Genomic DNA, 22,177 nt, shown 5'->3' with positions numbered 1-22,177 from the left:
ATTGTGTTAAACCAAAATCCAATATGGAAATATTTCTTGGTCCTAATGATATTGGGTATGTGTGCATTATACGCACTACCTAATATTTACGGCGAAGACCATGCCGTCCAAATATCATCTGGACGCAATACGACAGTCACCGAATCACTCGTGCCTAGAATTGAAGCAAGCCTCAACAATGCAGGTATTTCATTTAAGCGTATTGATTATAAAGACGAACGCATTTTAGTGCGTGTGAATGATGATGATACTCAACTGATTGCCAGAGAATTATTAGATGCTGAATTAGGCGAAGATTATTTTGTTGCGATGAATCTGGCACCAGATACGCCGCAGTGGCTTCAATCGCTAAATGCTGAGCCAATGAAGTTAGGGCTTGATTTACGAGGTGGTGTCCACTTTCTAATGGAAGTTGATATGAACAAAGCGCTTGAAAAAGCCTTTGAAGACATGATCACATCGCTTCAGACTCAGTTAAGAGAGCAAGACATTCGTTATCGCAGTGTTCGGCAGGTAGGTGAAGAACTAGAAATAAAATTCAGAGATCCTGATGTTCTTGAAAAGGCACAATTTTATTTGCGCAATAATTTTGGTGAAATGTTATTTAGTGAACGAGATAGCCTCACATTGCGTGGCGTGTTTACGGATCTTAAGTTGACTGAAGTAAGAGATAACGCAGTTAAGCAAAATATTGTCATTATTCGAAACCGGGTAAATCAACTTGGGGTTGCCGAGCCTTTGGTACAAAAACAAGGACAAGATCGAATAGTTGTTCAATTGCCTTAGTATTCAAGATACGGCAAAAGCAAAAGAAATTCTTAATGCTACCGCTACCCTAGAATTTAGGCTAGTGGACCAAACCAATGATGTTAGAGATGCGGTAAATGGAAGAGTTCCTGCGCGTTCTGAGCTTATATACGATAGAGACGGCCGTCCTGTTTTGCTTCAGAAAAACATCATGCTAACAGGTAACCACATTATTGATGCCAACAATAGCATTGATGAAAATGGTTTTCCGCAAGTTAACATATCGCTTGATGCTGATGGCGGTAGCAAAATGTCAAATTCAACAAAAGATAACATTGGCAAGCCAATGGCAACCATTTTCATTGAATTTAAAGCAACCGACGAGCGTGATGCTGAAGGTAAGTTGATATTTGAGAAAAAAGAAGAAGTCATTAACGTTGCAACAATTCAAGCAAGGCTTGGTAATTCTTTCAGAATTACAGGTATTGACAGTGCAAAAGAAGCCCGTGATTTAAGCTTACTATTAAGAGCAGGAGCACTTATTGCGCCAATACAAATTGTTGAAGAAAGAACGGTTGGTCCAAGTTTAGGAAAGGAAAATATTAAGCTTGGATATCAAGCTATTATGTTTGGTCTAGCAGGCGTGCTTATTTTCATGCTTGTTTATTATCGAGGATTTGGTGTGGTGGCAAATATCGCCTTGATTTTCAACGTTGTGATGATAATCGGGATTATTTCCATGGTGCCTTGGGGCTACTTTGACCCTTCCTAGTATGGCGGGCATTGTATTGACTGTTGGTATGGCAGTAGATGCAAATGTACTCATATTTGAACGTATTAGAGAAGAGTTAAGGGATGGAAGAAGTCCTCAACAAGCTATTCATTTCGGCTATGACAACGCATTCTCAACCATTTTGGATGCTAACATCACTACATTTATTGCAGGTTTGATATTGTTTGCTGTGGGTACAGGGCCAATAAAAGGCTTCTCAATTACCTTGATGATAGGGATTGTGACTTCTATGTTTACCGCTATCATCTTTACGAGAGTATTGGTTAACGCGATTTGGGGCGGAAAACGCATCAAATCATTACCAATCTAGGAGCTCAATTAATGAAATTTCAAATTTTACGATTAAAAGAAACCGTCAACTTTATGCGCTATAGATTTGGCGCAATGATTTTTTCTACGTTATTGATTTTAGGCTCCTTCACCTCACTTGCTGTTAATCAATTAAATTGGGGCTTAGATTTTACTGGTGGAACCGTTATTCAAGTTTTGTATCCTGATGGTGCAAATCTTGAAAACATTCGGGCAGAGCTCGCCGCTGAGAACTTTCCTGATGCTGTTGTTCAAAATTTTGGTAGTAGCCAAGATGTTTTGATCAGGATTGCGCCACGTGATGATATTAACGCACAAGATATTGGTGATGTGGTAATGGCGACGCTAACCGCAGCTAATAGTACTGCTATGATGCAAAGGATTGAGTTTGTGGGTCCTTCCGTTGGAGAAGAATTAACCGAGCAAGGTGGCTTAGCCATGCTGGTTGCACTGATATGTATCCTTATCTACGTAGCAATGCGTTTTGAGTATAGGTTTGCGCTAGGCTCTGTTGGTGCACTAATGCATGATGTAATTATTACACTTGGTTTGTTTTCAGTTTTACAGTTAGAATTTGACCTTACTGTATTAGCTGCTCTTTTAGCTGTTATTGGCTATTCATTGAACGATACGATAGTAGTCTCAGATAGAATAAGAGAAAACTTTAGAAAGGTCAGAAAAGGAACACCAACGGAAATTATTAATATTTCGTTGACTCAAACACTGAACCGAACCATCGTTACATCATTAACTACCATCATAGTTCTTTTAGCCTTGTTCTTTAAAGGTGGAGCTTTGATTCATGGATTTGCTACAGCCTTGTTATTTGGTGTGTTTATCGGGACATATTCTTCGGTTTATATTGCCAGTTCAGTTGCTTTGGCCTTAGGGGTTAGCAAAGAAGATTTAATGCCACCTGAAGTTGAGCGAGAAGGTGAAGATTTAGAGCCCTTGTAGATAGTAAAACCATTAATATAAAGCCCAGTCGATATTAGTCGTCTGGGCTTTTTTTGTTTTCAATATTCATGTTTACTGAATAATTTTGCACCAAAATGTACTTTTTATTGTCTATCTAACGTATGTATTGAACAAATGTTGATAAGACAAATGGAGATGATAAATGGATCTAAAAAAATTAATGGGTGGATTGTCCAATTCCGGTGCTCTAAGTGGATTTATGGGTGGTGTCGCTGGTGGTGGCTTGACGTCTATGGTGGCAAGTAAAAAAGGTAAGAAAGTAGCTAAAACGGGGCTAAAAGTTGGCGCACTGGCTGCTGTGGGAGGACTTGCTTGGAAAGCCTACCAAAGCTATTCTGCAAATAGCCAGAACGCTGCACAAGGTTCGCAGGTGAACCGTCAAGCCGCAATTCCCTCTCAACATCAACACGCTAAATTTGATTTCAGACCTGCTCAGATTCAACAACAACAATTTGAAGAAGTAGTAGACGAATCAAATGAAAGTGGTCAATTAATTTTGATGAGAGCGATGATTACTGCAGCTCATAGTGATGGACATATTGATGATGAAGAAAGGCAAAAGATATTCGCGCAAGTAGAGCAAATGGATCTAAGCGTGCATGAAAAAGCAGCTTTATTTGATGAATTGAGAAAACCTCTTCAACTCAATGAATTGGTTGCACAGGTGCCTAATGCGCAAACAGGAATTGAAGTATACGCGGCAAGTGCGAGCGCAATAGACTTGAATAATGCGCAATCCCAACAGTATCTTAGCAGCTTGGCTAATCAATTATGTATCCCGTCTGAACTGACTAAAAATATCCACGAACAGCTTCAATCATACGGGTAAGCAATAGTTAGTTTAACGACTGTTTAATTAAGGAAAACAATGAAAATTTTAAAAATAATTTTAATCACTACACTAATTACTGCAGCAGGTTGCGTGTCTTGGGTATTTGCTAAGAGTCCTTTTGTCGATATGCCCCAAGGCGAATACTCTGTCGATTTAACACATGCATCAATTGTGTGGAAAGTATCTCATTTTGGTCTATCTGATTATGTAGCTCGTTTTGCTGATTTTGACGCAAGCGTTATTTATGACAGCGATGACATTAGCAAAAGTCAGGTAAGCGCTTCTATCAATCCAATGTCTATCCAAACTGCGTACCCAAATGCGTCAGAGAAAGATTTTAATAAAATTTTAGCCACAGATAGCGGCTGGTTTAATGCAGGTGAATTTGCTTCGATTGATTTTAGCTCAACAAAAATTGAGATGACAGGTGAAAACACGGCGGTAATGACGGGCCAACTCTCATTCTTAGGCGTGACAAAGCCAGTCAGCTTAGATGTTATCTTTAACGGCGCTATGAAGGTTCAACCCTTTAGCAGAAAACCAACAATGGGCTTTTCTGCGACAACCACAATTAAACGGTCTGATTGGGGGATGACTAAGTTCGTCCCAAACATTGGGGATGAGGTAGAGGTGATGATTGAAGCTGAGTTTGCAAAAGTAGAATAAATGGACAAAGTTCACAATTCTTATCGGTATAATAGCCTCGCAATCATTTTGCATTGGACCATGGCGCTTGGCCTTCTGTTTATGCTAGGCAGTGGTATATACATGGTATATGCGGATATTTCGAAATCAGAGCAATTCTCCTTATACCAAACCCATAAGGCGTCAGGTGTAGTGATGCTATGGGCGATAGTACTTAGGATAATGGTGAAATTCTTCAGTAAGGCACCTGCGTTACCTAAGGTATTTTCGGAATCTGATGCACAAAAGGCAAAAATTGGGCATTGGGGACTTTATATCTTGTTAATTGCAATGGTGCTGTCCGGCTGGACAATGGTTTCGGCTAGTCCCTTTGGATTACCCACTTTTGTCTTTGTTGATTGGATTGAATGGCCTCATATTCCGGGTATTGCTCGAAACAAAATGGTTGAGTCAATCGGCAACTTAATCCATTGGATTAGCGCAATTATATTGGGTCTTGCGGTAGTAGGTCATATCATGATGTTACTTTGGCATAAACAGTCCCACGGTGTAAATTTGATATCTCGTATGTGGTGGAAAAAAGGAATAACAATGAGTAATGTATATTCTTCATATTTGATGAAGTTAACCATTATCGGGCTTGTGTTGGGGATCGTGTTTACAGAACTTGAAGCGCAAACCAAAGCCAACGACACAAATAGTCGAATCGGTTTCAGTGGGCAGCACGCTGGAATGGAGTTTGAAGGAATTTTTGAACAGTGGGAAGCATCGATAGTATTGCCACCGTCAGATTCGGCAAAAATCGAAGCTAGTTTTGAGTTAACAAGTGCAACCACCGGAGATAGTACCTACGATAGCACTTTACCTGAAGGCGACTGGTTTGATGCCGAAAATTACCCGCGAGGGATGTTTGTGAGTGATTCAATAGTGGTAAATGATAAGCAATATGACGTGAGTGGACATTTGACTATCAAAGGCATTACAAAACCAGTTAAGTTTGTTTTAGTTGATACAGGGGAACGTTTACAAGCTACTTTCGCAATTGATAGGTTAGCATTTGCCATTGGCGTGGATTCTGATCCAGATGCTGAATGGGTTAGTCAATTTATTCAGATGAATGTAGACATTCAAAAGTAGCCAAACGCTATATACTGCCTATGCCAATTGAGTTGTTACAGGCGAACAATTATGCTCGCCTGCAATATGCAAAATCACTATTTAAGTCGTTTAACAATATTTTGAACCACTCTAGGATTGCCTGCAACTAGGCCGTTCGCACTGCTAAGGCGCTTTTATTTCATCGTATAGTGGGTCATTGTTTCCTGCATAATCAGTTACCAAGCCACCAGCTTCTTTTATTAATAACTCGCCAGCGGCCATATCCCAAGCTTTCAAGCCTCTTTCCCAATAACCGTCAAACCGCCCAGATGCGACATAGGCTAAATCTAATGCTGCAGACCCTGTTCGACGCACATCACCGGCATCCTTAAATACGTTAGCAAAAAGCGCTAAATCTGTTTGTAATGCGGACTTATCTTTGAAGGGGATAGCGGTTGCTAAAATAGTATTAGATAAATCCTTTGCTTTAGAGCAACGAATACGATAACCATTTAATTGTGCACCAGCCCCTTTGCTTGCCGCAAAAAGTTCACCGCGAATAGGATCAAATACAACAGCTTGGTCTAATTTGCCTTTATAAAGAAGTGCAATTGAAACAGCAAAGTGAGGGATGCCAGCGATGAAATTACTGGTACCATCTAGAGGGTCAATTACCCAAGTAAACTCTGGATTGCCTTCGAGTAGCCCGCCTTCTTCACCAATAAATGCATGGTCAGGGTAAGACTGCTTTATTTTATCTATGATGGTCAACTCCGCTTCTTTGTCTATTTTAGTCACAAAGTCGTGAGCGCCTTTAGATTGAACTTCAAGATCGTCACGGTTTTCAAAACCACGAGATATCACGTTTCCGGCTGCACGCGCGGCGCGCACAGCGATGTTTAGCATTGGATGCATAGATGACCACCAAATTGTAAAAAGAGCTATAAAAAAATCAGCAGTAGTATAGCAAACAATGCCTCATTAGATATAGCTTTACTTGCGATTTGCTATTTTGTCCTGTTAACTTAACTAACATGTTATCTTTTTATTGTGAGCTAAAGCTATATGAATAATTACGAAGATGTAAAACTTAACTATGTTGAGTTTGCTGCTAAAAACCTAAAAGCAACGAGTAACTTCTTTGAAAACGCATTTTCATGGGAGTTTACATGGTATGGAGATGATTACATGTCTTTCTCAAATCAAGGATTAGAAGGAGGTTTTTACAAAGCAGATTTAACTAGCACTCAAGATGCTGGAGGCGCACTACTTGTTTTTCATGCCATAGAATTAGAGTCTTGTTTAGAACGAGTAAAAGCTGCTGGTGCTCAAATTAATAAAGATATATTTACTTTCCCTGGTGGCCGGCGATTTCATTTTATTGAGCCAAGTGGTAATGAATTTGCTGTTTGGTCTAATGATGGCGATGAATAGTTTTAGACTAAACCCTAGCAATTAGCTACAATACGCGCCGAAAAACTGGCGTCAAAACCAGCCTTAATCAGTATTCACGGGTAATTTATCTTTATGTTAGACGCAATACGTATAGTCTTAGTCAATACTTCTCACACTGGGAATATCGGATCCGCTGCGCGCGCTATGAAAACTATGGGCTTACGGCATCTGTATCTTGTTGACCCTGTTTCCGAACCAGATGGTAAATCTCATGCCTTAGCAGCTGGTGCAACCGATGTATTAGCTCAAGCAAAGATCGTCGATACTTTAGAAGAAGCTATTGCTGATTGTGGATTGGTAGTGGGCACATCCGCAAGGTCACGCACATTATCTTGGCCAATGCTTGACTCAAGGGAATGCGGAGAGAAATTGATTAATGAAGCGAGCCAATATCCCGTTGCCTTAGTTTTTGGTCGGGAGTCTAGTGGATTGAATAACCAAGAACTTCGTCAGTGTAATTATCACGTGTGTATTGATGCTAACCCTGAATATAGCTCTTTGAATTTAGCCGCTGCGGTGCAGACCTTATGTTACGAAATTCGAATGCATATGTTAGCGATTGAAAAATCAAAGCATCCTCACCCTACGCCTACACAAGCGCAATATCCGTTGACAGACGAACTTGAGCATTTTTATGCGCACTTTGAAAAAACGTTTTCAGATACTGAGTTTATTAGGCCTAAACATCCTGGGGTCATCATGAGTAAAGTGCGCAGGATGTTTAACAGGGCCAGATTAGAATCTCAAGAGCTATCAATTTTGCGCGGTATGCTCTCTTCAATAGACAAGAGTCTTGATAAAAAATAATCACTGTGCCAATACCGTGTAAATTTCTTCAGCTAGAGTAAGGACAATCATGTTTGCAAGAGTGTCTGATGACATAAAAAGTGTTTTTACCCGTGATCCTGCCGCCAGAAATAAGTGGGAAGTATTTTTTAACTATCCAGGCTTGCATGCAGTGTGGCTTCATCGCTTCAGTCATAAGCTATGGAAGTGGCGATTAAAATGGTTAGCCCGCTTTGTATCAAATTTGAGTCGTTTTATCACGGGAATAGAGATTCACCCTGCTGCAACATTAGGCAATAGGGTTTTTATAGATCATGGAATGGGGGTTGTTATTGGTGAAACAGCCATCGTTGGAGATGACGTTACGCTTTATCATGGTGTTACCCTTGGCGGAACCAGTTGGAAAGCAGGTAAGCGCCACCCTACATTAGGTAAGGGCGCGGTTGTAGGTGCTGGAGCAAAAGTACTTGGTCCAATTGAAATAGGCAAAAACGCGAGGATTGGGTCGAACTCTGTAGTCATTAAAGATGTTCCTGATGATGCGACTTGTATCGGAATCCCCGGTCGTATTATATTGCCAAAAATAGATAAAAATAAGGACGGTAAAGATACAAAACGGCGTGCAATGGCCCAAAAATATGGATTTGACGCTTATGCAATTTCTGACGACAACCCAGATCCAGTTGCTAATGCAATGGGTATTATGCTTGAGCATGTACATTTAATGGACACGAAAGTTGAGGAGATGTGCAAAGTTATTCAGTCCCTTGGTGGAGAGGTATGCACTGAGTCATTACCGAAACTTCACGCAGACGATTTCGCTGATACAGGCATATCTCCAATTGTCAAAAAGGCGCAAGCAGAAGCATTTGATCCACATATTTAAGCATATTTTATGCTGCAAATAATACTTGACTAAAATAGTCGGGTAAATACTTGACAATTTTACTCAAGTATATACAATCTGCGCATAAATTTTAGCTGCGAGAAGGTGAGCAAGTGAAGTTAACTTCAAAAGGAAGATATGCGGTAACAGCAATGCTGGACGTTGCATTACACTCACAAAATGGACCCGTGCCTTTAGCTGATATTTCTGAGCGACAAGCAATTTCTTTGTCATACCTAGAGCAACTCTTTTCACGCTTAAGAAGGCAAAAGTTAGTGGCAAGTGTAAGGGGGCCTGAGTGGTGGTTATCAACTTGGCAAAGCACCAAATGATATTGCTATTGGCGAAGTAATAAGAGCCGTTGATGAAAGTGTAGATGCCACGAAATGTCAGGGACAATCTGATTGTCAAGGCGGCGAAAGGTGTTTAACTCATAGTTTATGGCAAGATTTGAGTGACAGAATCGATACTTTTTTAAACGGTATCACCCTTGGCGAATTAATGGTCCAGCGTGATGTGAAAGAAGTCGCTGGGCGTCAGCAACAAACAACTAAAACATTAATTAATAATATTGAAATTAGCATGCAACTTTAGGCGGAGTACATGATGAGCGATATCACTTTACCAATTTATTTAGACTATTCCTCTACTACACCAGTAGACCCGCGTGTTGCCGAGAAAATGAAAGAATGCCTTTCAATGGAAGGCAACTTTGGTAACCCTGCGTCAAGATCGCACAAGTTTGGATGGGTCGCTGAAGAAGCAGTAGACATTGCCCGCAACAACATAGCTGATCTTGTTAATGCAGATCCTAGAGAAATTGTATTCACATCCGGTGCAACTGAATCAAATAATTTAGCAATTAAAGGTGCAGCGACCTTTTACAGTAAACGCGGCAAGCATGTTATCACCTTAAAAACAGAGCACAAAGCCGTGCTTGATACTACACGCCAATTAGAGCGTGAAGGGTTTGAGGTCACTTATTTAATGCCTCAGTCTAATGGCTTAGTCGATTTAAATGAACTAGCAGCAGCGATGCGTGAAGATACTGTATTGGTTTCAATCATGCATGTGAATAACGAAATAGGCGTGATTCAAGACATCGCAGCAATTGGCGAAATGTGCCGCGAACGTAAAATCATCTTTCATGTTGATGCTGCCCAAAGTACGGGTAAGGTGCCAATTGATTTACAAAGCTTGAAAGTCGACTTGATGTCTTTTTCTGCTCACAAAACATATGGCCCTAAAGGAATCGGTGCGCTTTATGTACGCCGTAAACCTAGAATCCGTATTGAAGCACAGATTCATGGCGGTGGTCATGAGCGTGGAATGCGATCTGGTACACTTGCTACTCACCAAATTGTTGGTATGGGTGAAGCATTCAGATTAGCCAAAGAAGAAATGGCTAGCGAGAACGAACGCATTAAAATGCTTCGCGACCGTTTGTGGAATGGCATTAAAGATATGGAAGAGGTTTATCTAAACGGTGATTTTGATAACAGAGTGCCACATAACCTCAATGTCAGCTTCAATTATGTAGAAGGTGAGTCGTTGATAATGGCATTAAAAGATATGGCTGTTTCATCAGGTTCAGCGTGTACTTCAGCCAGCTTGGAGCCTTCATATGTGCTAAGAGCGCTGGGTCTAAATGATGAGCTTGCGCATAGCTCAATCCGATTCAGTATTGGGCGTTGGACAACTGAACAAGAAATCGACCATGTGATTAATGTTATCTTGAACTCTATAGATAAGTTAAGAGAAATGTCGCCGCTTTGGGACATGTTCAAAGAGGGAATCGATTTAGATTCTGTTGAGTGGGCACATCACTAAATTTATAAAACGTCCACATTAGAAGATGGACGTTTAAAGACCATTTATATTTGAGGAAAGTACCATGGCTTATAGCGAAAAAGTAATTGATCATTATGAAAACCCAAGAAACGTAGGTGCATTTGATAAAAATGACCCTAGTGTAGCGACTGGAATGGTGGGCGCACCAGCATGTGGTGATGTCATGCGACTACAACTGAAAGTGAACAGCGATGGCGTAATTGAAGATGCAAAGTTCAAGACCTATGGTTGTGGCTCTGCAATCGCGTCTAGCTCATTAGTCACAGAATGGGTTAAAGGCAAGTCAATTGAAGATGCAACTAGCATCAAAAACACCGATATTGCTCAAGAACTAGCGCTTCCTCCAGTTAAGATACATTGTTCAATCTTAGCGGAAGACGCCATAAAAGCGGCTGTAGAAGACTACAAGAAAAAACAAGCATAAGTTGTAATGACAAATCGACAAGCGAGCATTTGTTCGCTTGTTTTGTATTACATGTAAGTACCAATAGTAAGTGAGGAGATAGTATGGCGATTACCGTAACCGAATCAGCTGCAGATAGAGCCCGTTCTTTTCTTGATAATCGGGGCAGTGGAATTGGCTTGCGTTTAGGCGTGAAGACTACAGGTTGTTCAGGCCTTGCCTACGTTTTAGAGTTCGTTGATGAATTAAACGACGATGATAGTGTGTTTGAAGACAAAGGCGTAAAAGTGATTGTTGATGGTAAAAGTCTTTCATTTCTAGATGGTACCGAACTTGATTTTGCAAAAGAAGGCTTAAACGAGGGTTTTCAATTTAATAACCCTAATGTGAACGGTGAATGTGGTTGCGGCGAAAGCTTTACTGTTTAACGAGTCCGTCAAGTTACATAGCGCATAATTGATAGCCCAAAAAAGGTTGCTAGAATCACAATGAATTACTTTAGTTTGTTCAATTTGCCTGCTCAATTTGAGATAGACTTAGTCGCTTTAGAAGAGCGATACAAACTTCTTCAAAAAATGACACACCCAGATAAGCATGCTAGCGCTAGTGATCAACAAAAGCGAATTTACATGCAAAAGAACGCGCAAATAAACGATGCCTATCATGTCTTAAAACATACGATTAGGCGAGCAGAGCATTTGTTGGATATCCGTAAAACGCAACGCCCTTCTGAACAAGAGACTATTGGCGATACTGCTTTTTTAATGCAACAAATGGAGCTTAGAGAAGCTTTAATGGATGCGAATACTATTGATACATGTCAATCGCTTTTGAACGATATCAACGAAACTGTACTTGATTACGAAAAGAACATTAGCCTTTTGCTGCTTGATGGTTCAGAAGAAAAAAATATGCAAGCTACAATTGAACTCAACAAGCTAAAATTCTTCGTTAAATTATGTGACGAGACAAAAGAACATTTGCAACAATTATCTGAATAAAAGGTGTTTAAATGGCATTACTGCAAATTGCTGAGCCTGGCCAAAGTGCTGCGCCTCATCAAAGAAAGATTGGTATTGGGATCGATCTTGGTACAACAAATTCGTTAGTTTCGATTGTCCAAAGTGGCGAAGCTAAAACAATTGCCAATATTGATGGAAGGCATCTAATCCCTTCTGTCGTGAGATACACTGACAGCCAAGTTATTGTTGGGCATGAAGCAAAAAATGCCGCTGATGAAGATCCACAAAACACCATTATGTCAGTAAAACGGTTCATGGGTCGCAAAGTAGAGGACGTGACACGATTGTGGCAGCACTTACCTTATGAGTTTTCGGCTACAACCGGTAACCCAGTATTTGTGACTAAAATGGGAAACAAAAATCCAGTTGAGATATCTGCAGATATCTTAAGAAAGTTAAGAGATCTAGCACGGAAGGCTTCTGGTGACGAGGCAACAGGCGCAGTCATCACTGTTCCCGCTTATTTTGACGATGCTCAAAGACAAAGCACAAAAGACGCTGCGCAACTTATTGGTTTACCCGTGTTGCGCCTTTTAAATGAACCTACGGCTGCAGCAATAGCTTATGGATTAGACCAGACTGAAGATGGAAATATTGCGGTTTTTGATTTGGGCGGGGGAACATTTGATGTATCAGTGCTTACATTGAACAAAGGTGTTTTTGAAGTAAAAGCCACCGCAGGGGATACGGCCCTTGGGGGTGATGATTTTGATCTAGCTATTGTAAATTACCTTGTTCAAGAGTTCGATTTATCAGCAAGCCAAGAAAAGTCTTATCATAGACAATTAATGACTCAGTCTAAAAAGATAAAAGAGACACTTAGCCTTGAAGATGAAGTTAAGGTTGAGTGCAATTTTGAAGGTGACAGAAAAGAACTTGTGTTACATAAGCATACCTTTGAAAGCTTGATTGTTGGAGCAGTCGATAAAACGATCGATATTTGTAAAAGGGCGTTACAAGACGCTCAAATGGCTAAAGGTGAGATTCAACAAGTGGTGATGGTTGGTGGTTCGACACGTGTACCCTTAGTGAGAGAAAAGGTCGAAGCGTTCTTTGATAAGCCGCCATTGACTAGCATAGATCCTGATAAAGTCGTAGCGATTGGCGCGGGGATACAAGCTGATATCCTTGTAGGGAACAAGCCAGATAGTGAAATGTTGTTATTGGACGTATTACCATTATCGTTAGGTATTGAAACAATGGGAGGTCTAGTCGAAAAAATAATTCCCAGAAACACTACTATCCCCGTTGCTAGAGCGCAAGAGTTTACTACCTTCAAGGATGGTCAAACCGCAATGGCTGTGCACGTTTTACAAGGTGAAAGAGAACTGGTTGAACACTGCCGCTCATTAGCGAAGTTTGATTTGACTGATATCCCGCCAATGGCTGCAGGTGCTGCGCATATTAGAGTGACTTTTCAAGTTGATGCTGACGGCTTACTTAGCGTCACTGCCATGGAAAAATCAACGGGCGCACAGGCACAAATTGAAGTGAAGCCTTCATATGGACTACAAGAGTCAGAAATTTTGACTATGCTAAGCGCATCTATGGAGAATGCTCAGCAAGATATGCAGGCGCGAATGGTGAAAGAGCAACAAGTTGAAGCCTCTCGCGTGATTGAAAACATGTATGCAGCTTTAGAACAAGATGGACAAGACCTTCTGAACGACGAAGAACGTGATGTCATTATTGCAAGTTTGGATACACTAAACGAAATTAGTCAACAAAATGATAGCAAAGCCATAAAATTGCAAATTGAGAAGGTTGATGCCTTGAGCCAAGCATTTGCAAATAGAAGAATGGATAAAGCAATTAATATGGCACTATCAGGCCAGTCAGTAGATAACATTTAAGGAATCGGTAAATGCCACAAATTATATTTTTGCCCCACGAAGAGCTATGTCCAGATGGCGCAGTGTTAGAATCAGATTCTGGTACAAGTTTATTGGATGTCGCGCTGAAAAATGGTATCGGTATTGAACATGCTTGCGAAAAGGTCTGTGCTTGTACAACATGCCATGTGATTGTAAGAGAGGGATTTGATTCTTTGGATGAATCTGACGAGCTTGAAGATGACTTATTAGACAAAGCGTGGGGTTTAGAACCAGAGTCGAGATTAGGTTGCCAAGCCATCATTAAAGACGAAGACCTAGTGGTAGAAATACCTAAGTATTCAATTAACCACGCTTCAGAGCAACATTAATCGAAAATTGATTAGTGTTTTGGATGGAAGTTGAATATAATCACGCGCAACAAAATATGATGCTTTGTGTTTGCCGCCTAAATAGGGCACTCACACGCTAGTTTAGAATTAACAGGATATCAAAATGGCACTAGAACGTACTTTTTCAATCATAAAACCAGATGCTGTAGCCAAAAATGCAGTTGGCGCAATATATAACCGTTTCGAATCAGCAGGTTTACGAATTGTAGCTTCAAAAATGCTTCACTTGAGCCGAGAAAAAGCGGAAGGGTTTTACGCAGAGCACAAAGAACGTCCATTTTTTGGTGCGCTTGTTGACTTTATGACATCAGGACCAGTGATGGTGCAGGTATTAGAAGGTGAAAACGCTGTTGTTCGTAACCGCGAAATAATGGGCGCTACTAATCCTAGCGATGCAGCAGCTGGAACGCTTCGCTCTGATTATGCAGAATCGATTGACGAAAACGCAGTCCACGGTTCAGATGCGCCTGAGTCTGCAGCAAGAGAAATTGCTTACTTCTTTAGTGACGAAGAGATTTGTCCTCGTACTCGCTAGAAGTGCATTGGAAAAATGAAAAAGGGAGCCGGTGGCTCCCTTTTTCGTCTTTCATCTTATAGGGTTTATACTTAAGTTATCGGATGTATAGCTTTGTAAAACAAAGTCGGGGATAGAACATGAGCGTTGAGATGCAAGAAGTGGCGCAAAAACATAGTGAAAAAAACCAACCTATTGAACTTTAATAGGCAAGGTATGCGCGAGTATTTCAAAAGAATTGGTGAAAAGCCTTTCAGAGCGGACCAATTGATGAAGTGGATTTATCAGGAAGGTCAGTCTGATTTTGAAAAAATGAGCAATTTAAACAAGGCATTACGCTCTAAACTTGCCGCAACTTGTGAAGTGCGAGCACCTGAAATATCACAGCACCAACAAGCAAGTGATGGCACCATAAAGTTTGCTATTATCTTAGATGGCGGTCAGGAAGTTGAAACTGTTTGGATCCCAGAAACCGACCGTGCAACTTTATGCGTATCTTCTCAAGTTGGATGCGCGTTGGAATGCACATTTTGTTCTACAGCTCAGCAAGGCTTTAATCGTAATCTTTCTGTCGCTGAGATCATAGGCCAAGTATGGCGAGTCGCTACTTTTATAGGCTTATCAAAAGATACCTCCCAACGACCTATTACAAATGTTGTCATGATGGGAATGGGTGAACCTCTACTAAATCTTAAAAACGTGGTGCCAGCAATGGATATTATGATGGATGATTTCGGTTTTGGCTTATCTAAGCGAAGAGTGACTTTATCTACATCCGGTGTTGTTCCTGCCTTAGATATGTTGGGTGACCAAATAGACGTGGCACTTGCTATTTCATTGCATGCAGCTGATAACAAGTTACGAGATGAAATTGTGCCGGTGAACAAAAAGTATCCAATTGAGGAGTTTTTGGCAGGAGTGAGGCGCTATTTAGCTAAGTCGAAAGCCAATCAAGGTAAAGTGACGGTGGAGTACGTCATGTTAAATGGTATTAACGATAGCACCGATCAAGCCCACGAATTAGCGAAGGTGCTCAAAGATACCCCAAGTAAAATAAATCTTATCCCTTTCAATCCTTATCCTAGTTCTCCTTATACCTGTTCTAGTAATTCGCGTATTGATAGGTTTTCTAAAGTTTTGATGGACTACGGGTTTACGACCGTCGTTAGAAAAACAAGAGGAGATGATATTGATGCAGCATGCGGTCAGCTAGTAGGTGATGTGGTTGATAGGACCAAAAGATTATTAAAAAAACAGTCAAAAGGACCATCAATTTCAATTAAGACGTCTTAAACGCTAGCATTTGTTGTAGATATGCTTGCAAGTTATGCAAAATGAAAGCAAACTCAAAGGTATAAGAATAATAGGTAGTTTTCATATGACTATGTTGAAATCGTTGGTTGTTTTTAGTGTTATTATTTTATCGTTTGGCTGCACAACAAGCCCTGTAGATGAAACATTTGCAGGGGCGGGTGAGTTTAATTCACAAGAGGCGGCAAAAACTCGCGTAAGCCTCGGATTAACTTATCTTCAAAACGGAAATTTTAGCCAAGCTAAATTTAATCTTGATAGAGCATTAGAGTTTGATTCTCGTTCAGGTCAGGCACACTTTGCGATGGCTTATTATTATGAGACTGTAAATGAGCTTGCTAGGGCTGAAGAGTACTACAAAAGTGCACTTAGTTATTCGCGCAATGATCCTGATGTGTTAAATAGCTATGGCGCCTTTTTGTGCAAACAAGGTGAATACGAAAAGGCCAAAAGCAACTTTTTAAAAGCGGTTGATGATAAAAGCTATATTTCCACAGCGCAAACATATGAAAACCTTGCGATATGCTCGCAAAGCCAAGGAAAACTGACTGAGGCTGTGACTTATTTTAGAAACGCATTAAGTCATCAACCTACACGAGCAACGACTCTGCTGTATCTTACTGAAATTTACGCAGATGACGAAAAGTGGGATGAAGCACAACGGTCTTTGTGGAAATACGAGAGAAATGCAGGAGTATCACCAGACTCAATTTATTTGGCATATCGTATTGCTCAAGGACAAAATAATATTAGATATGCTACAGAATATGTAGATTTACTGACACGCCTTTACCCAACTCATCCTAATACTGCTGAAGCAAGAGCTCAACTTGGGAACTTTAAGCCCAGTGCAACGGTTCGTCAAAAAACGCGACAAACTTCGGTACAGGCGACAAATGAATTAGCGACGCCTGATATTACTGGAGCCGTAGCTGCCCAAAATACGCAAAAAGCGAGCGTTGTGTTAGTACCTGATGCTGCTGATTTATCGGATACGGATGTTGATGACACGCAATTAGCTTCCCAGAGTGAAAGCCCAGAAATTGTTATAATAGATACAACACAGTCATCGAATGAAGCGACAAATGATGCGTCAAGTATTGCTCAACTGAGCGATGAGGCTCTATCTGAAACCCAATCAGCACCAAACCAACCTATACAAACTGAAGCCGGTGAAAATGTTGAACTAGCGGCTGACAGTCTTAACACTGACTCAGGTGACGTACAAATAAACGATACACCCAGTACAAATCAAACAATTGAAAATGAAGTGAGCGTTGAAGCAACACAAGCTCTTGGTGAGGGGTCAACACAAGGCGCTTTGGTGGCCAATGAGCCATCAGATGAACTTATTGATGGCCCAAGCCAAGAATTTAAAGAAGTCGTTGCATCACTAGCAAGTGAAGGTAGCTTGGATAGCCATAGGTTGCACAAGACAATGTCCAGCAGACTGCCCAACAGATAAATGACACAATTGAAAGTGAAGTCGCGTTAGAAGAAATCGAATCACAAAATGATAGTGTTAATGAGAATACCGTTTCAGACGCAAGTAGTGAAGTAACACAGGCACTAGAGCAAGCCACTGATTCGTTAGCCGTTAATGGCAGTGATGAGCGTAAATTACCCGATTCCGATGTTGTAGATAGCGCTGATGAGGCGATAGCTCAAAGCGACGAGATAGAAAATCAGGACGCCTTAAATGCTCTTGAAGCAACAATAGAAGATTCTACTACTAATGAGCAAGAGGCGGACTTTCACGTTGTGAAAAAAGGTGAAAATATGTATCGCATTTCACTTCGCTACAATGTAAAAATTGATACCTTGTTAGCGTGGAATGAGATGGTAGATCCTAGTGATTTACAAGTCGGTATGAAGTTGAAAGTGAGGGATGGCAATGCCGACTAACGAAGAGCAAAATGAAGTTTCGGCTCTAAGCAAGCAAGAGCTAGTTTCTGAAGAAGTAACAAAACAAGAATTACCCAGCCCTGGTGAAACATTGCGCTTTGCTAGAGAGAACAAAGGATTGTCGCAGCAAGATATTGCAAAACAGTTAAGAATCCGAATGTCGAGCATTATCGCAATTGAAACTGATGCATTAGAAAAAGGTGTTTCAATCACCTACACCAAAGGCTACATCAAGCTTTATGCAAAATTACTGAACATTGAGCTAGGCCCCTTACTCGACGCCTTTGATAAAATACATAATAACCAAACGCCCGATGCACAGTTACAAAGCTTTTCACGACGCGTAAACAGAGAAGCTAGTGACTCACGATGGAACATTGTGAGCATGTGTGTGATTGTGCTGATTTTAGCGATGATAGTCGCATGGTATGTACAAAGAGAAGATAGCCTGAGTAACCCTAGCGGATTAATCGACGATATGTTTAGTACTCAAGAGCAAGTGCCTATCAATCAACAAAATTCAAGTGCTTTGCAAGAACAAGTTGAGCCTCAAACAATTAATAATTCAGCTACTGATAATGCCCCAGTAATTGATCAGGAAGCTCAATCGTCATTAGTTGAAGACCAGTTAAGTATTGCAGAACAAAATTTACGGTCAGCTGAGATTACAGAAGATGACTACGCCGCTGCACTAAATCAAAGTGACGCAAATACTTCTTTAGACGTTCAAAATACTAATTCTGATGAAAATAGCGTCAACATATCCAATGAGAGCGCAGAAGATCGCGAAACGCAGCAAGACGACTCGGATAATAGCGCTGCTGATGCTGAAACTTTGGAATCTGAACCATTAGATCCAGCAATAATTACGCGCAATATTCAGTTGGCTAGAGAGATTTTAGTCAATAACGATTACGAGCTTAATGAAGATGGGACCGTTGATATGGTGTTTACTTTTGCTGAAGACTGTTGGGTCAATGTGACTGACGCGAATGGTGAGCTAATTGCCACTGGCGTAAAAGTACAAGGTAGGGTGATGGAGGTCTCTGCAATTGCACCTGTGAATGTGATCCTAGGAGCACCTGAAGTGGTATCTTTAGAAGTTGGCAATAGGGCAGTTGAGATCCCTTATGCTACTGGACGTTCAGCCAATTTTAATTTACCCATTGAGAGTCAATAAATGTTCGCAGAGTCACCAATTAAACGTCGCCAATCAACCCGTATTAACGTAGGAAAAGTGCCTATTGGTGATGGAGCGCCTATTGCGGTTCAGTCAATGACAAACACTGAAACTACTGATATTGAGGCGACCGTTAATCAGATAAAAAGAATTCAAGCAGTTGGTGCTGATATCGTGAGAGTATCTGTACCTACAATGGACGCAGCAGAAGCTTTCAAAAAAATTAAACAGCAGGTAGATATCCCCTTGGTTGCGGATATTCATTTTGATTACCGAATTGCGCTTAAAGTCGCTGAGTATGGTGTTGATTGTTTGCGAATAAATCCGGGTAATATTGGCAATATGGACCGAGTAAGATCGGTAGTTGATTGTGCAAAAGATAGGGATATTCCTATTAGAATTGGTGTTAACGGAGGCTCTTTAGAAAAAGATTTGCAAGAAAAATATGGAGAGCCAACACCCGAAGCACTAGTAGAGTCAGCGATGAGGCATGTAGACATACTCGATAAACTTAACTTTGAGCAGTTTAAAGTATCGGTTAAAGCCTCAGATGTATTTTTAGCTGTAGGAGCCTATCGTTTATTAGCCAAACAAATAGCTCAACCTCTTCACTTAGGTATTACAGAGGCCGGTGGTATGCGCTCAGGGTCAGTAAAAAGTGCCGTTGGACTTGGCATGCTTTTAGCCGAAGGAATAGGAGATACAATTCGAATTAGCCTTGCTGCTGACCCTGTTGAGGAAATCAAAGTAGGGTTTGATATTCTAAAATCACTTCGTATCCGTTCTAGAGGTATTAACTTTATAGCTTGTCCAAGTTGCTCACGCCAAGAATTTGATGTAATTAATACTGTAAATGCCTTAGAACAGCGTCTTGAAGATATAGTCACTCCGCTGGATGTTTCTATTATTGGTTGTGTTGTAAACGGTCCAGGCGAAGCTGAAATCTCGGATATTGGATTAACTGGCGCTCGCAATATGAGCGGTTTTTATGAAGATGGTGTGCGTCAACGAGAAAGATTATCTAATGACGATTTAGTCAATAAGCTTGAACAGAAAATCAGAAGCAAAATCGCCATAAAGCAAGCGCAGATGGATGAATCAAAACGAATAGACGTACAAGTCGACAAAAGCTGAGTTTGAGGACTTTTAAGCCGGTTTGCTAAACGGGCTTTATATCCTTATTTTAGTGCCTTTTATCTTTACCATATCAGCCAAAATCCTTATACTAACGCGCTTTAATTATTTCGTGAGTAAACTGTGGCAAAAACAATTCAAGCTATCAGAGGCATGAACGACTGCCTACCTGACCAAACACCTACATGGCAGTTTGTAGAATCACGTATTCGTGAGTTGGTAAATAGCTATCATTATCATGAAATTAGAACTCCTATTGTTGAAAGTACTGAGCTGTTTAAGCGCTCAGTGGGTGAAGCAACTGATATTGTCGAAAAAGAAATGTATGTGTTTGACGATAGAAATGGGGCATCTTTAGCGCTTAGGCCTGAAGGAACTGCATGTGCGGTGAGAGCTGGTGCACAACACGGCTTGTTATATAACCAGCAGCAACGATTGTGGTATATGGGTCCAATGTTTCGACACGAGCGTCCTCAAAAAGGACGATATCGTCAATTTCATCAATTTGGTGCTGAAGCTTTTGGTTTTGAAGGTCCTGATATCGATATTGAACTAATACTAATGGGCGCACGTTTGTGGAAATCTTTTGGTATTGAAGAACATGTCGAATTACAAATTAACTCTTTAGGTAATGAAGAAGCTAGGAGTCGTTACAAAGCTCTACTAGTCGAATATTTATTGTCGCATCACGATTTATTAGATGATGATAGTAAAAGACGTTTAAAGACTAATCCTCTTAGAATCTTGGATTCAAAAGATACTCAAACACAAGCTGTCGTTGCAAACGCGCCAAAGCTTATTGACCACCTAGATGACGAGTCAAAAGAACATTTTTCTCAGTTATGTGAACGATTAGATATATTAGGCATCAAATACTCAGTTAATCCTTCTTTGGTGAGAGGTTTAGACTATTATAACCGTACAGTATTTGAATGGGTGACTTCCTTACTAGGTGCGCAAGGAACGATATGTGCAGGTGGTCGCTATGATTCATTAGTAGAACAGTTAGGGTCTAAGCCTACGCAAGGCGTAGGATTTGCAATGGGCATCGAAAGACTTGTTTTATTAGTGGAGTCAATTCAGCTTGAGCCAGTAAGTAATGTGTTAGATGTTTATGTAACCGCATTAGGCGACGGTGCCGCTAAGATAGCGATGAGCTTATCCGAAGAAATAAGAGAGCATTTTGCTTTTTTAAGCGTTCAACTACATTGTGGCGGTGGTAATTTTAAGAAGCAGCTCAAAAAAGCGAACGCCAGTGGTGCACATATCGCCATTGTTATCGGTGAGAGTGAAATACAAGATAAAGTATTTGGGGTAAAATGGCTTCGCAAAGAAAGTGAGCAACAAACCTTAAGTAAAGAAGCGTTATTTGACGTATTAGCAGAGCTTTGAACAAACTGTTTGAAGCTATTAAATAGTAAAGACACGACGCACTACGCGTCACCAGAAAATTGAGGCAAGCATGATAGGGTATGAAACTGAAGAGCAACAAGTCCAAGCGATAAAACAGTTTTGGAAAGAAAACGGTATGGTCATTGTTGCAGGCGCATTAATCGGCTTTGGTGCTTTATTTGGATGGAGATGGTATGCAGATGCCACCACAAAAGCAAAAGAAGAAGCGTCACTTGGCTTTCAAACTGGCATTGAGTCAATGGTTGAAACTGAATCAACTCAAGAGCTTCAGAGTTTTTTAAGTGCTAATGCTGACACAGGCTATGCGCCACTTGCTGCTTTGGTGCTAGCGCAAAAATCTTTTGAAGCTGGCGATTTTGATGCAGCAAAAGCGTCACTTAAGATCGCAATGGCTAATGATCCTCAAATAGCGGATGTTGCTGCCTTAAGGCTTGCGTCTTTGCAAATACAACTTGAAGAATACGACCAAGCAATCGCTACCTTGGCATTGGTAAAAGCAAGTGCGTTTAGCGGTCAAGTAGAAGAACTAAAAGGCGATGCTTTATCTGCTCAAGGTGATTATGAAGGAGCGAAAGCTGCTTATACTAAGTCTTTAGATGTTAGTCCTGAAAACCAATGGGTTAAGATAAAGAGCGATAATGTTAGCCTTCTAAAGTCACAGTCTTCTGTGCAAGAAGGTGAGTAATTTGTT

General features: G+C 40.7%; 21 protein-coding genes and 3 pseudogenes. 23 read left to right on the top strand and 1 reads right to left on the bottom strand.

Annotated elements, in window-relative coordinates; translation table 11 throughout:
* The first annotated feature begins 3 nt into the window (after window positions 1-3).
* The 5 genes and pseudogenes from secD (at window position 4) to ACZ1G6_RS11050 (ending at window position 5,441) form a co-directional block, all read left to right on the top strand.
* Window positions 4-1,850: pseudogene (gene secD / locus ACZ1G6_RS11070) on the top strand (protein translocase subunit SecD).
* Window positions 1,851-1,861: 11 nt separating this feature from the next.
* Complete coding sequence (secF, locus tag ACZ1G6_RS11065; RefSeq protein WP_472616350.1) at window positions 1,862-2,806, top strand: protein translocase subunit SecF; 945 nt, start codon at window positions 1,862-1,864, stop codon at window positions 2,804-2,806.
* 163 nt (window positions 2,807-2,969) lie between these two features.
* Window positions 2,970-3,656 carry a tellurite resistance TerB family protein gene (locus ACZ1G6_RS11060; protein ID WP_472616349.1) on the top strand — a complete coding sequence of 229 codons (687 nt, stop codon included), beginning with the start codon at window positions 2,970-2,972 and terminating at the stop codon, window positions 3,654-3,656.
* A gap of 39 nt (window positions 3,657-3,695) precedes the next feature.
* Window positions 3,696-4,325, top strand: coding sequence for a YceI family protein (locus tag ACZ1G6_RS11055; RefSeq protein ID WP_472616348.1), 630 nt, complete (start codon window positions 3,696-3,698; stop codon window positions 4,323-4,325).
* A complete protein-coding gene (locus ACZ1G6_RS11050) occupies window positions 4,326-5,441 on the top strand; it encodes a YceI family protein (protein WP_472616347.1) in 1,116 nt (371 codons plus the stop codon).
* A gap of 77 nt (window positions 5,442-5,518) precedes the next feature.
* On the opposite strand, the pseudogene suhB reads toward ACZ1G6_RS11050, so the two are convergent.
* Window positions 5,519-6,317 (bottom strand): annotated as a pseudogene (gene suhB, locus ACZ1G6_RS11045) (inositol-1-monophosphatase).
* A gap of 150 nt (window positions 6,318-6,467) precedes the next feature.
* On the opposite strand from suhB, the gene ACZ1G6_RS11040 reads away from it, so the two are divergent.
* The 18 genes and pseudogenes from ACZ1G6_RS11040 to ACZ1G6_RS10955 all read left to right on the top strand — a co-directional run bounded on the left by ACZ1G6_RS11040 (window position 6,468) and on the right by ACZ1G6_RS10955 (window position 22,171).
* Window positions 6,468-6,836 carry a VOC family protein gene (locus tag ACZ1G6_RS11040; protein WP_472616346.1) on the top strand — a complete coding sequence of 123 codons (369 nt, stop codon included), beginning with the start codon at window positions 6,468-6,470 and terminating at the stop codon, window positions 6,834-6,836.
* A 93-nt stretch (window positions 6,837-6,929) separates the two neighbouring features.
* Window positions 6,930-7,664: a tRNA (cytosine(32)/uridine(32)-2'-O)-methyltransferase TrmJ gene (gene trmJ / locus ACZ1G6_RS11035; protein ID WP_472616345.1), complete on the top strand. Its 735-nt coding sequence runs from the start codon at window positions 6,930-6,932 to the stop codon at window positions 7,662-7,664.
* A 49-nt stretch (window positions 7,665-7,713) separates the two neighbouring features.
* Window positions 7,714-8,529: a serine O-acetyltransferase gene (cysE, locus tag ACZ1G6_RS11030; RefSeq protein ID WP_472616344.1), complete on the top strand. Its 816-nt coding sequence runs from the start codon at window positions 7,714-7,716 to the stop codon at window positions 8,527-8,529.
* Window positions 8,530-8,642: 113 nt separating this feature from the next.
* Window positions 8,643-9,123: pseudogene (iscR, locus tag ACZ1G6_RS11025) on the top strand (Fe-S cluster assembly transcriptional regulator IscR).
* A 12-nt stretch (window positions 9,124-9,135) separates the two neighbouring features.
* Window positions 9,136-10,359 carry an IscS subfamily cysteine desulfurase gene (locus ACZ1G6_RS11020; protein ID WP_472616343.1) on the top strand — a complete coding sequence of 408 codons (1,224 nt, stop codon included), beginning with the start codon at window positions 9,136-9,138 and terminating at the stop codon, window positions 10,357-10,359.
* A 64-nt stretch (window positions 10,360-10,423) separates the two neighbouring features.
* On the top strand, window positions 10,424-10,804 hold the full coding sequence (iscU, locus tag ACZ1G6_RS11015) for a Fe-S cluster assembly scaffold IscU (RefSeq protein WP_472616342.1): 381 nt from the start codon (window positions 10,424-10,426) through the stop codon (window positions 10,802-10,804).
* Between the two features lie 83 nt (window positions 10,805-10,887).
* On the top strand, window positions 10,888-11,211 hold the full coding sequence (iscA, locus tag ACZ1G6_RS11010; protein ID WP_472616341.1) for an iron-sulfur cluster assembly protein IscA: 324 nt from the start codon (window positions 10,888-10,890) through the stop codon (window positions 11,209-11,211).
* Window positions 11,212-11,271: 60 nt separating this feature from the next.
* On the top strand, window positions 11,272-11,784 hold the full coding sequence (gene hscB / locus ACZ1G6_RS11005) for a Fe-S protein assembly co-chaperone HscB (protein ID WP_472616340.1): 513 nt from the start codon (window positions 11,272-11,274) through the stop codon (window positions 11,782-11,784).
* Between the two features lie 11 nt (window positions 11,785-11,795).
* Window positions 11,796-13,658 (top strand): Fe-S protein assembly chaperone HscA, encoded by a 1,863-nt coding sequence (gene hscA / locus ACZ1G6_RS11000; RefSeq protein ID WP_472616339.1) that lies wholly within the window; start codon window positions 11,796-11,798, stop codon window positions 13,656-13,658.
* 11 nt (window positions 13,659-13,669) lie between these two features.
* On the top strand, window positions 13,670-14,008 hold the full coding sequence (fdx, locus tag ACZ1G6_RS10995) for an ISC system 2Fe-2S type ferredoxin (RefSeq protein WP_472616338.1): 339 nt from the start codon (window positions 13,670-13,672) through the stop codon (window positions 14,006-14,008).
* A 124-nt stretch (window positions 14,009-14,132) separates the two neighbouring features.
* Window positions 14,133-14,564 carry a nucleoside-diphosphate kinase gene (ndk, locus tag ACZ1G6_RS10990; protein ID WP_472616337.1) on the top strand — a complete coding sequence of 144 codons (432 nt, stop codon included), beginning with the start codon at window positions 14,133-14,135 and terminating at the stop codon, window positions 14,562-14,564.
* A 156-nt stretch (window positions 14,565-14,720) separates the two neighbouring features.
* Complete coding sequence (gene rlmN, locus ACZ1G6_RS10985; RefSeq protein ID WP_472616336.1) at window positions 14,721-15,836, top strand: dual-specificity RNA methyltransferase RlmN; 1,116 nt, start codon at window positions 14,721-14,723, stop codon at window positions 15,834-15,836.
* A gap of 85 nt (window positions 15,837-15,921) precedes the next feature.
* Window positions 15,922-17,319: a type IV pilus biogenesis/stability protein PilW gene (gene pilW, locus ACZ1G6_RS10980; protein WP_472616335.1), complete on the top strand. Its 1,398-nt coding sequence runs from the start codon at window positions 15,922-15,924 to the stop codon at window positions 17,317-17,319.
* 314 nt (window positions 17,320-17,633) lie between these two features.
* Window positions 17,634-17,759, top strand: a complete 126-nt coding sequence (locus ACZ1G6_RS10975; RefSeq protein ID WP_472616334.1) for a LysM peptidoglycan-binding domain-containing protein — start codon at window positions 17,634-17,636, stop codon at window positions 17,757-17,759.
* Window positions 17,749-18,939 carry a RodZ domain-containing protein gene (locus tag ACZ1G6_RS10970; RefSeq protein WP_472616333.1) on the top strand — a complete coding sequence of 397 codons (1,191 nt, stop codon included), beginning with the start codon at window positions 17,749-17,751 and terminating at the stop codon, window positions 18,937-18,939. Before ACZ1G6_RS10975 ends, ACZ1G6_RS10970 begins: the two co-directional genes overlap by 11 nt.
* Window positions 18,940-20,073 carry a flavodoxin-dependent (E)-4-hydroxy-3-methylbut-2-enyl-diphosphate synthase gene (gene ispG, locus ACZ1G6_RS10965; RefSeq protein WP_472616332.1) on the top strand — a complete coding sequence of 378 codons (1,134 nt, stop codon included), beginning with the start codon at window positions 18,940-18,942 and terminating at the stop codon, window positions 20,071-20,073.
* Between the two features lie 123 nt (window positions 20,074-20,196).
* Complete coding sequence (gene hisS, locus ACZ1G6_RS10960; protein ID WP_472616331.1) at window positions 20,197-21,465, top strand: histidine--tRNA ligase; 1,269 nt, start codon at window positions 20,197-20,199, stop codon at window positions 21,463-21,465.
* Window positions 21,466-21,535: 70 nt separating this feature from the next.
* Window positions 21,536-22,171 (top strand): YfgM family protein, encoded by a 636-nt coding sequence (locus tag ACZ1G6_RS10955; protein WP_472616330.1) that lies wholly within the window; start codon window positions 21,536-21,538, stop codon window positions 22,169-22,171.
* Window positions 22,172-22,177: the final 6 nt, after the last annotated feature.

It is taken from the genome of Glaciecola sp. HA4-3 (assembly GCF_055693685.1).
Note: the sequence above shows the minus strand (reverse complement) of the source record. Positions and strands in the feature narration are given on the sequence as shown.

Excerpts from the sequence above, each read along its gene's own strand:
- ACZ1G6_RS11055 (WP_472616348.1), top strand. The coding sequence starts at position 3,696 with ATGAAAATTTTAAAAATAATTTTAATCACTACACTAATTACTGCAGCA.
- secF (WP_472616350.1), top strand. The coding sequence starts at position 1,862 with ATGAAATTTCAAATTTTACGATTAAAAGAAACCGTCAACTTTATGCGC.
- hscA (WP_472616339.1), top strand. The coding sequence starts at position 11,796 with ATGGCATTACTGCAAATTGCTGAGCCTGGCCAAAGTGCTGCGCCTCAT.
- ACZ1G6_RS11020 (WP_472616343.1), top strand. The coding sequence starts at position 9,136 with ATGAGCGATATCACTTTACCAATTTATTTAGACTATTCCTCTACTACA.
- hscB (WP_472616340.1), top strand. The coding sequence starts at position 11,272 with ATGAATTACTTTAGTTTGTTCAATTTGCCTGCTCAATTTGAGATAGAC.
- cysE (WP_472616344.1), top strand. The coding sequence starts at position 7,714 with ATGTTTGCAAGAGTGTCTGATGACATAAAAAGTGTTTTTACCCGTGAT.
- iscA (WP_472616341.1), top strand. The coding sequence starts at position 10,888 with ATGGCGATTACCGTAACCGAATCAGCTGCAGATAGAGCCCGTTCTTTT.
- ndk (WP_472616337.1), top strand. The coding sequence starts at position 14,133 with ATGGCACTAGAACGTACTTTTTCAATCATAAAACCAGATGCTGTAGCC.
- trmJ (WP_472616345.1), top strand. The coding sequence starts at position 6,930 with ATGTTAGACGCAATACGTATAGTCTTAGTCAATACTTCTCACACTGGG.
- ACZ1G6_RS11050 (WP_472616347.1), top strand. The coding sequence starts at position 4,326 with ATGGACAAAGTTCACAATTCTTATCGGTATAATAGCCTCGCAATCATT.
- ACZ1G6_RS10975 (WP_472616334.1), top strand. The coding sequence starts at position 17,634 with ATGTATCGCATTTCACTTCGCTACAATGTAAAAATTGATACCTTGTTA.
- ACZ1G6_RS11060 (WP_472616349.1), top strand. The coding sequence starts at position 2,970 with ATGGATCTAAAAAAATTAATGGGTGGATTGTCCAATTCCGGTGCTCTA.
- ACZ1G6_RS10955 (WP_472616330.1), top strand. The coding sequence starts at position 21,536 with ATGATAGGGTATGAAACTGAAGAGCAACAAGTCCAAGCGATAAAACAG.
- ispG (WP_472616332.1), top strand. The coding sequence starts at position 18,940 with ATGTTCGCAGAGTCACCAATTAAACGTCGCCAATCAACCCGTATTAAC.
- fdx (WP_472616338.1), top strand. The coding sequence starts at position 13,670 with ATGCCACAAATTATATTTTTGCCCCACGAAGAGCTATGTCCAGATGGC.
- pilW (WP_472616335.1), top strand. The coding sequence starts at position 15,922 with ATGACTATGTTGAAATCGTTGGTTGTTTTTAGTGTTATTATTTTATCG.
- ACZ1G6_RS10970 (WP_472616333.1), top strand. The coding sequence starts at position 17,749 with ATGCCGACTAACGAAGAGCAAAATGAAGTTTCGGCTCTAAGCAAGCAA.
- iscU (WP_472616342.1), top strand. The coding sequence starts at position 10,424 with ATGGCTTATAGCGAAAAAGTAATTGATCATTATGAAAACCCAAGAAAC.
- ACZ1G6_RS11040 (WP_472616346.1), top strand. The coding sequence starts at position 6,468 with ATGAATAATTACGAAGATGTAAAACTTAACTATGTTGAGTTTGCTGCT.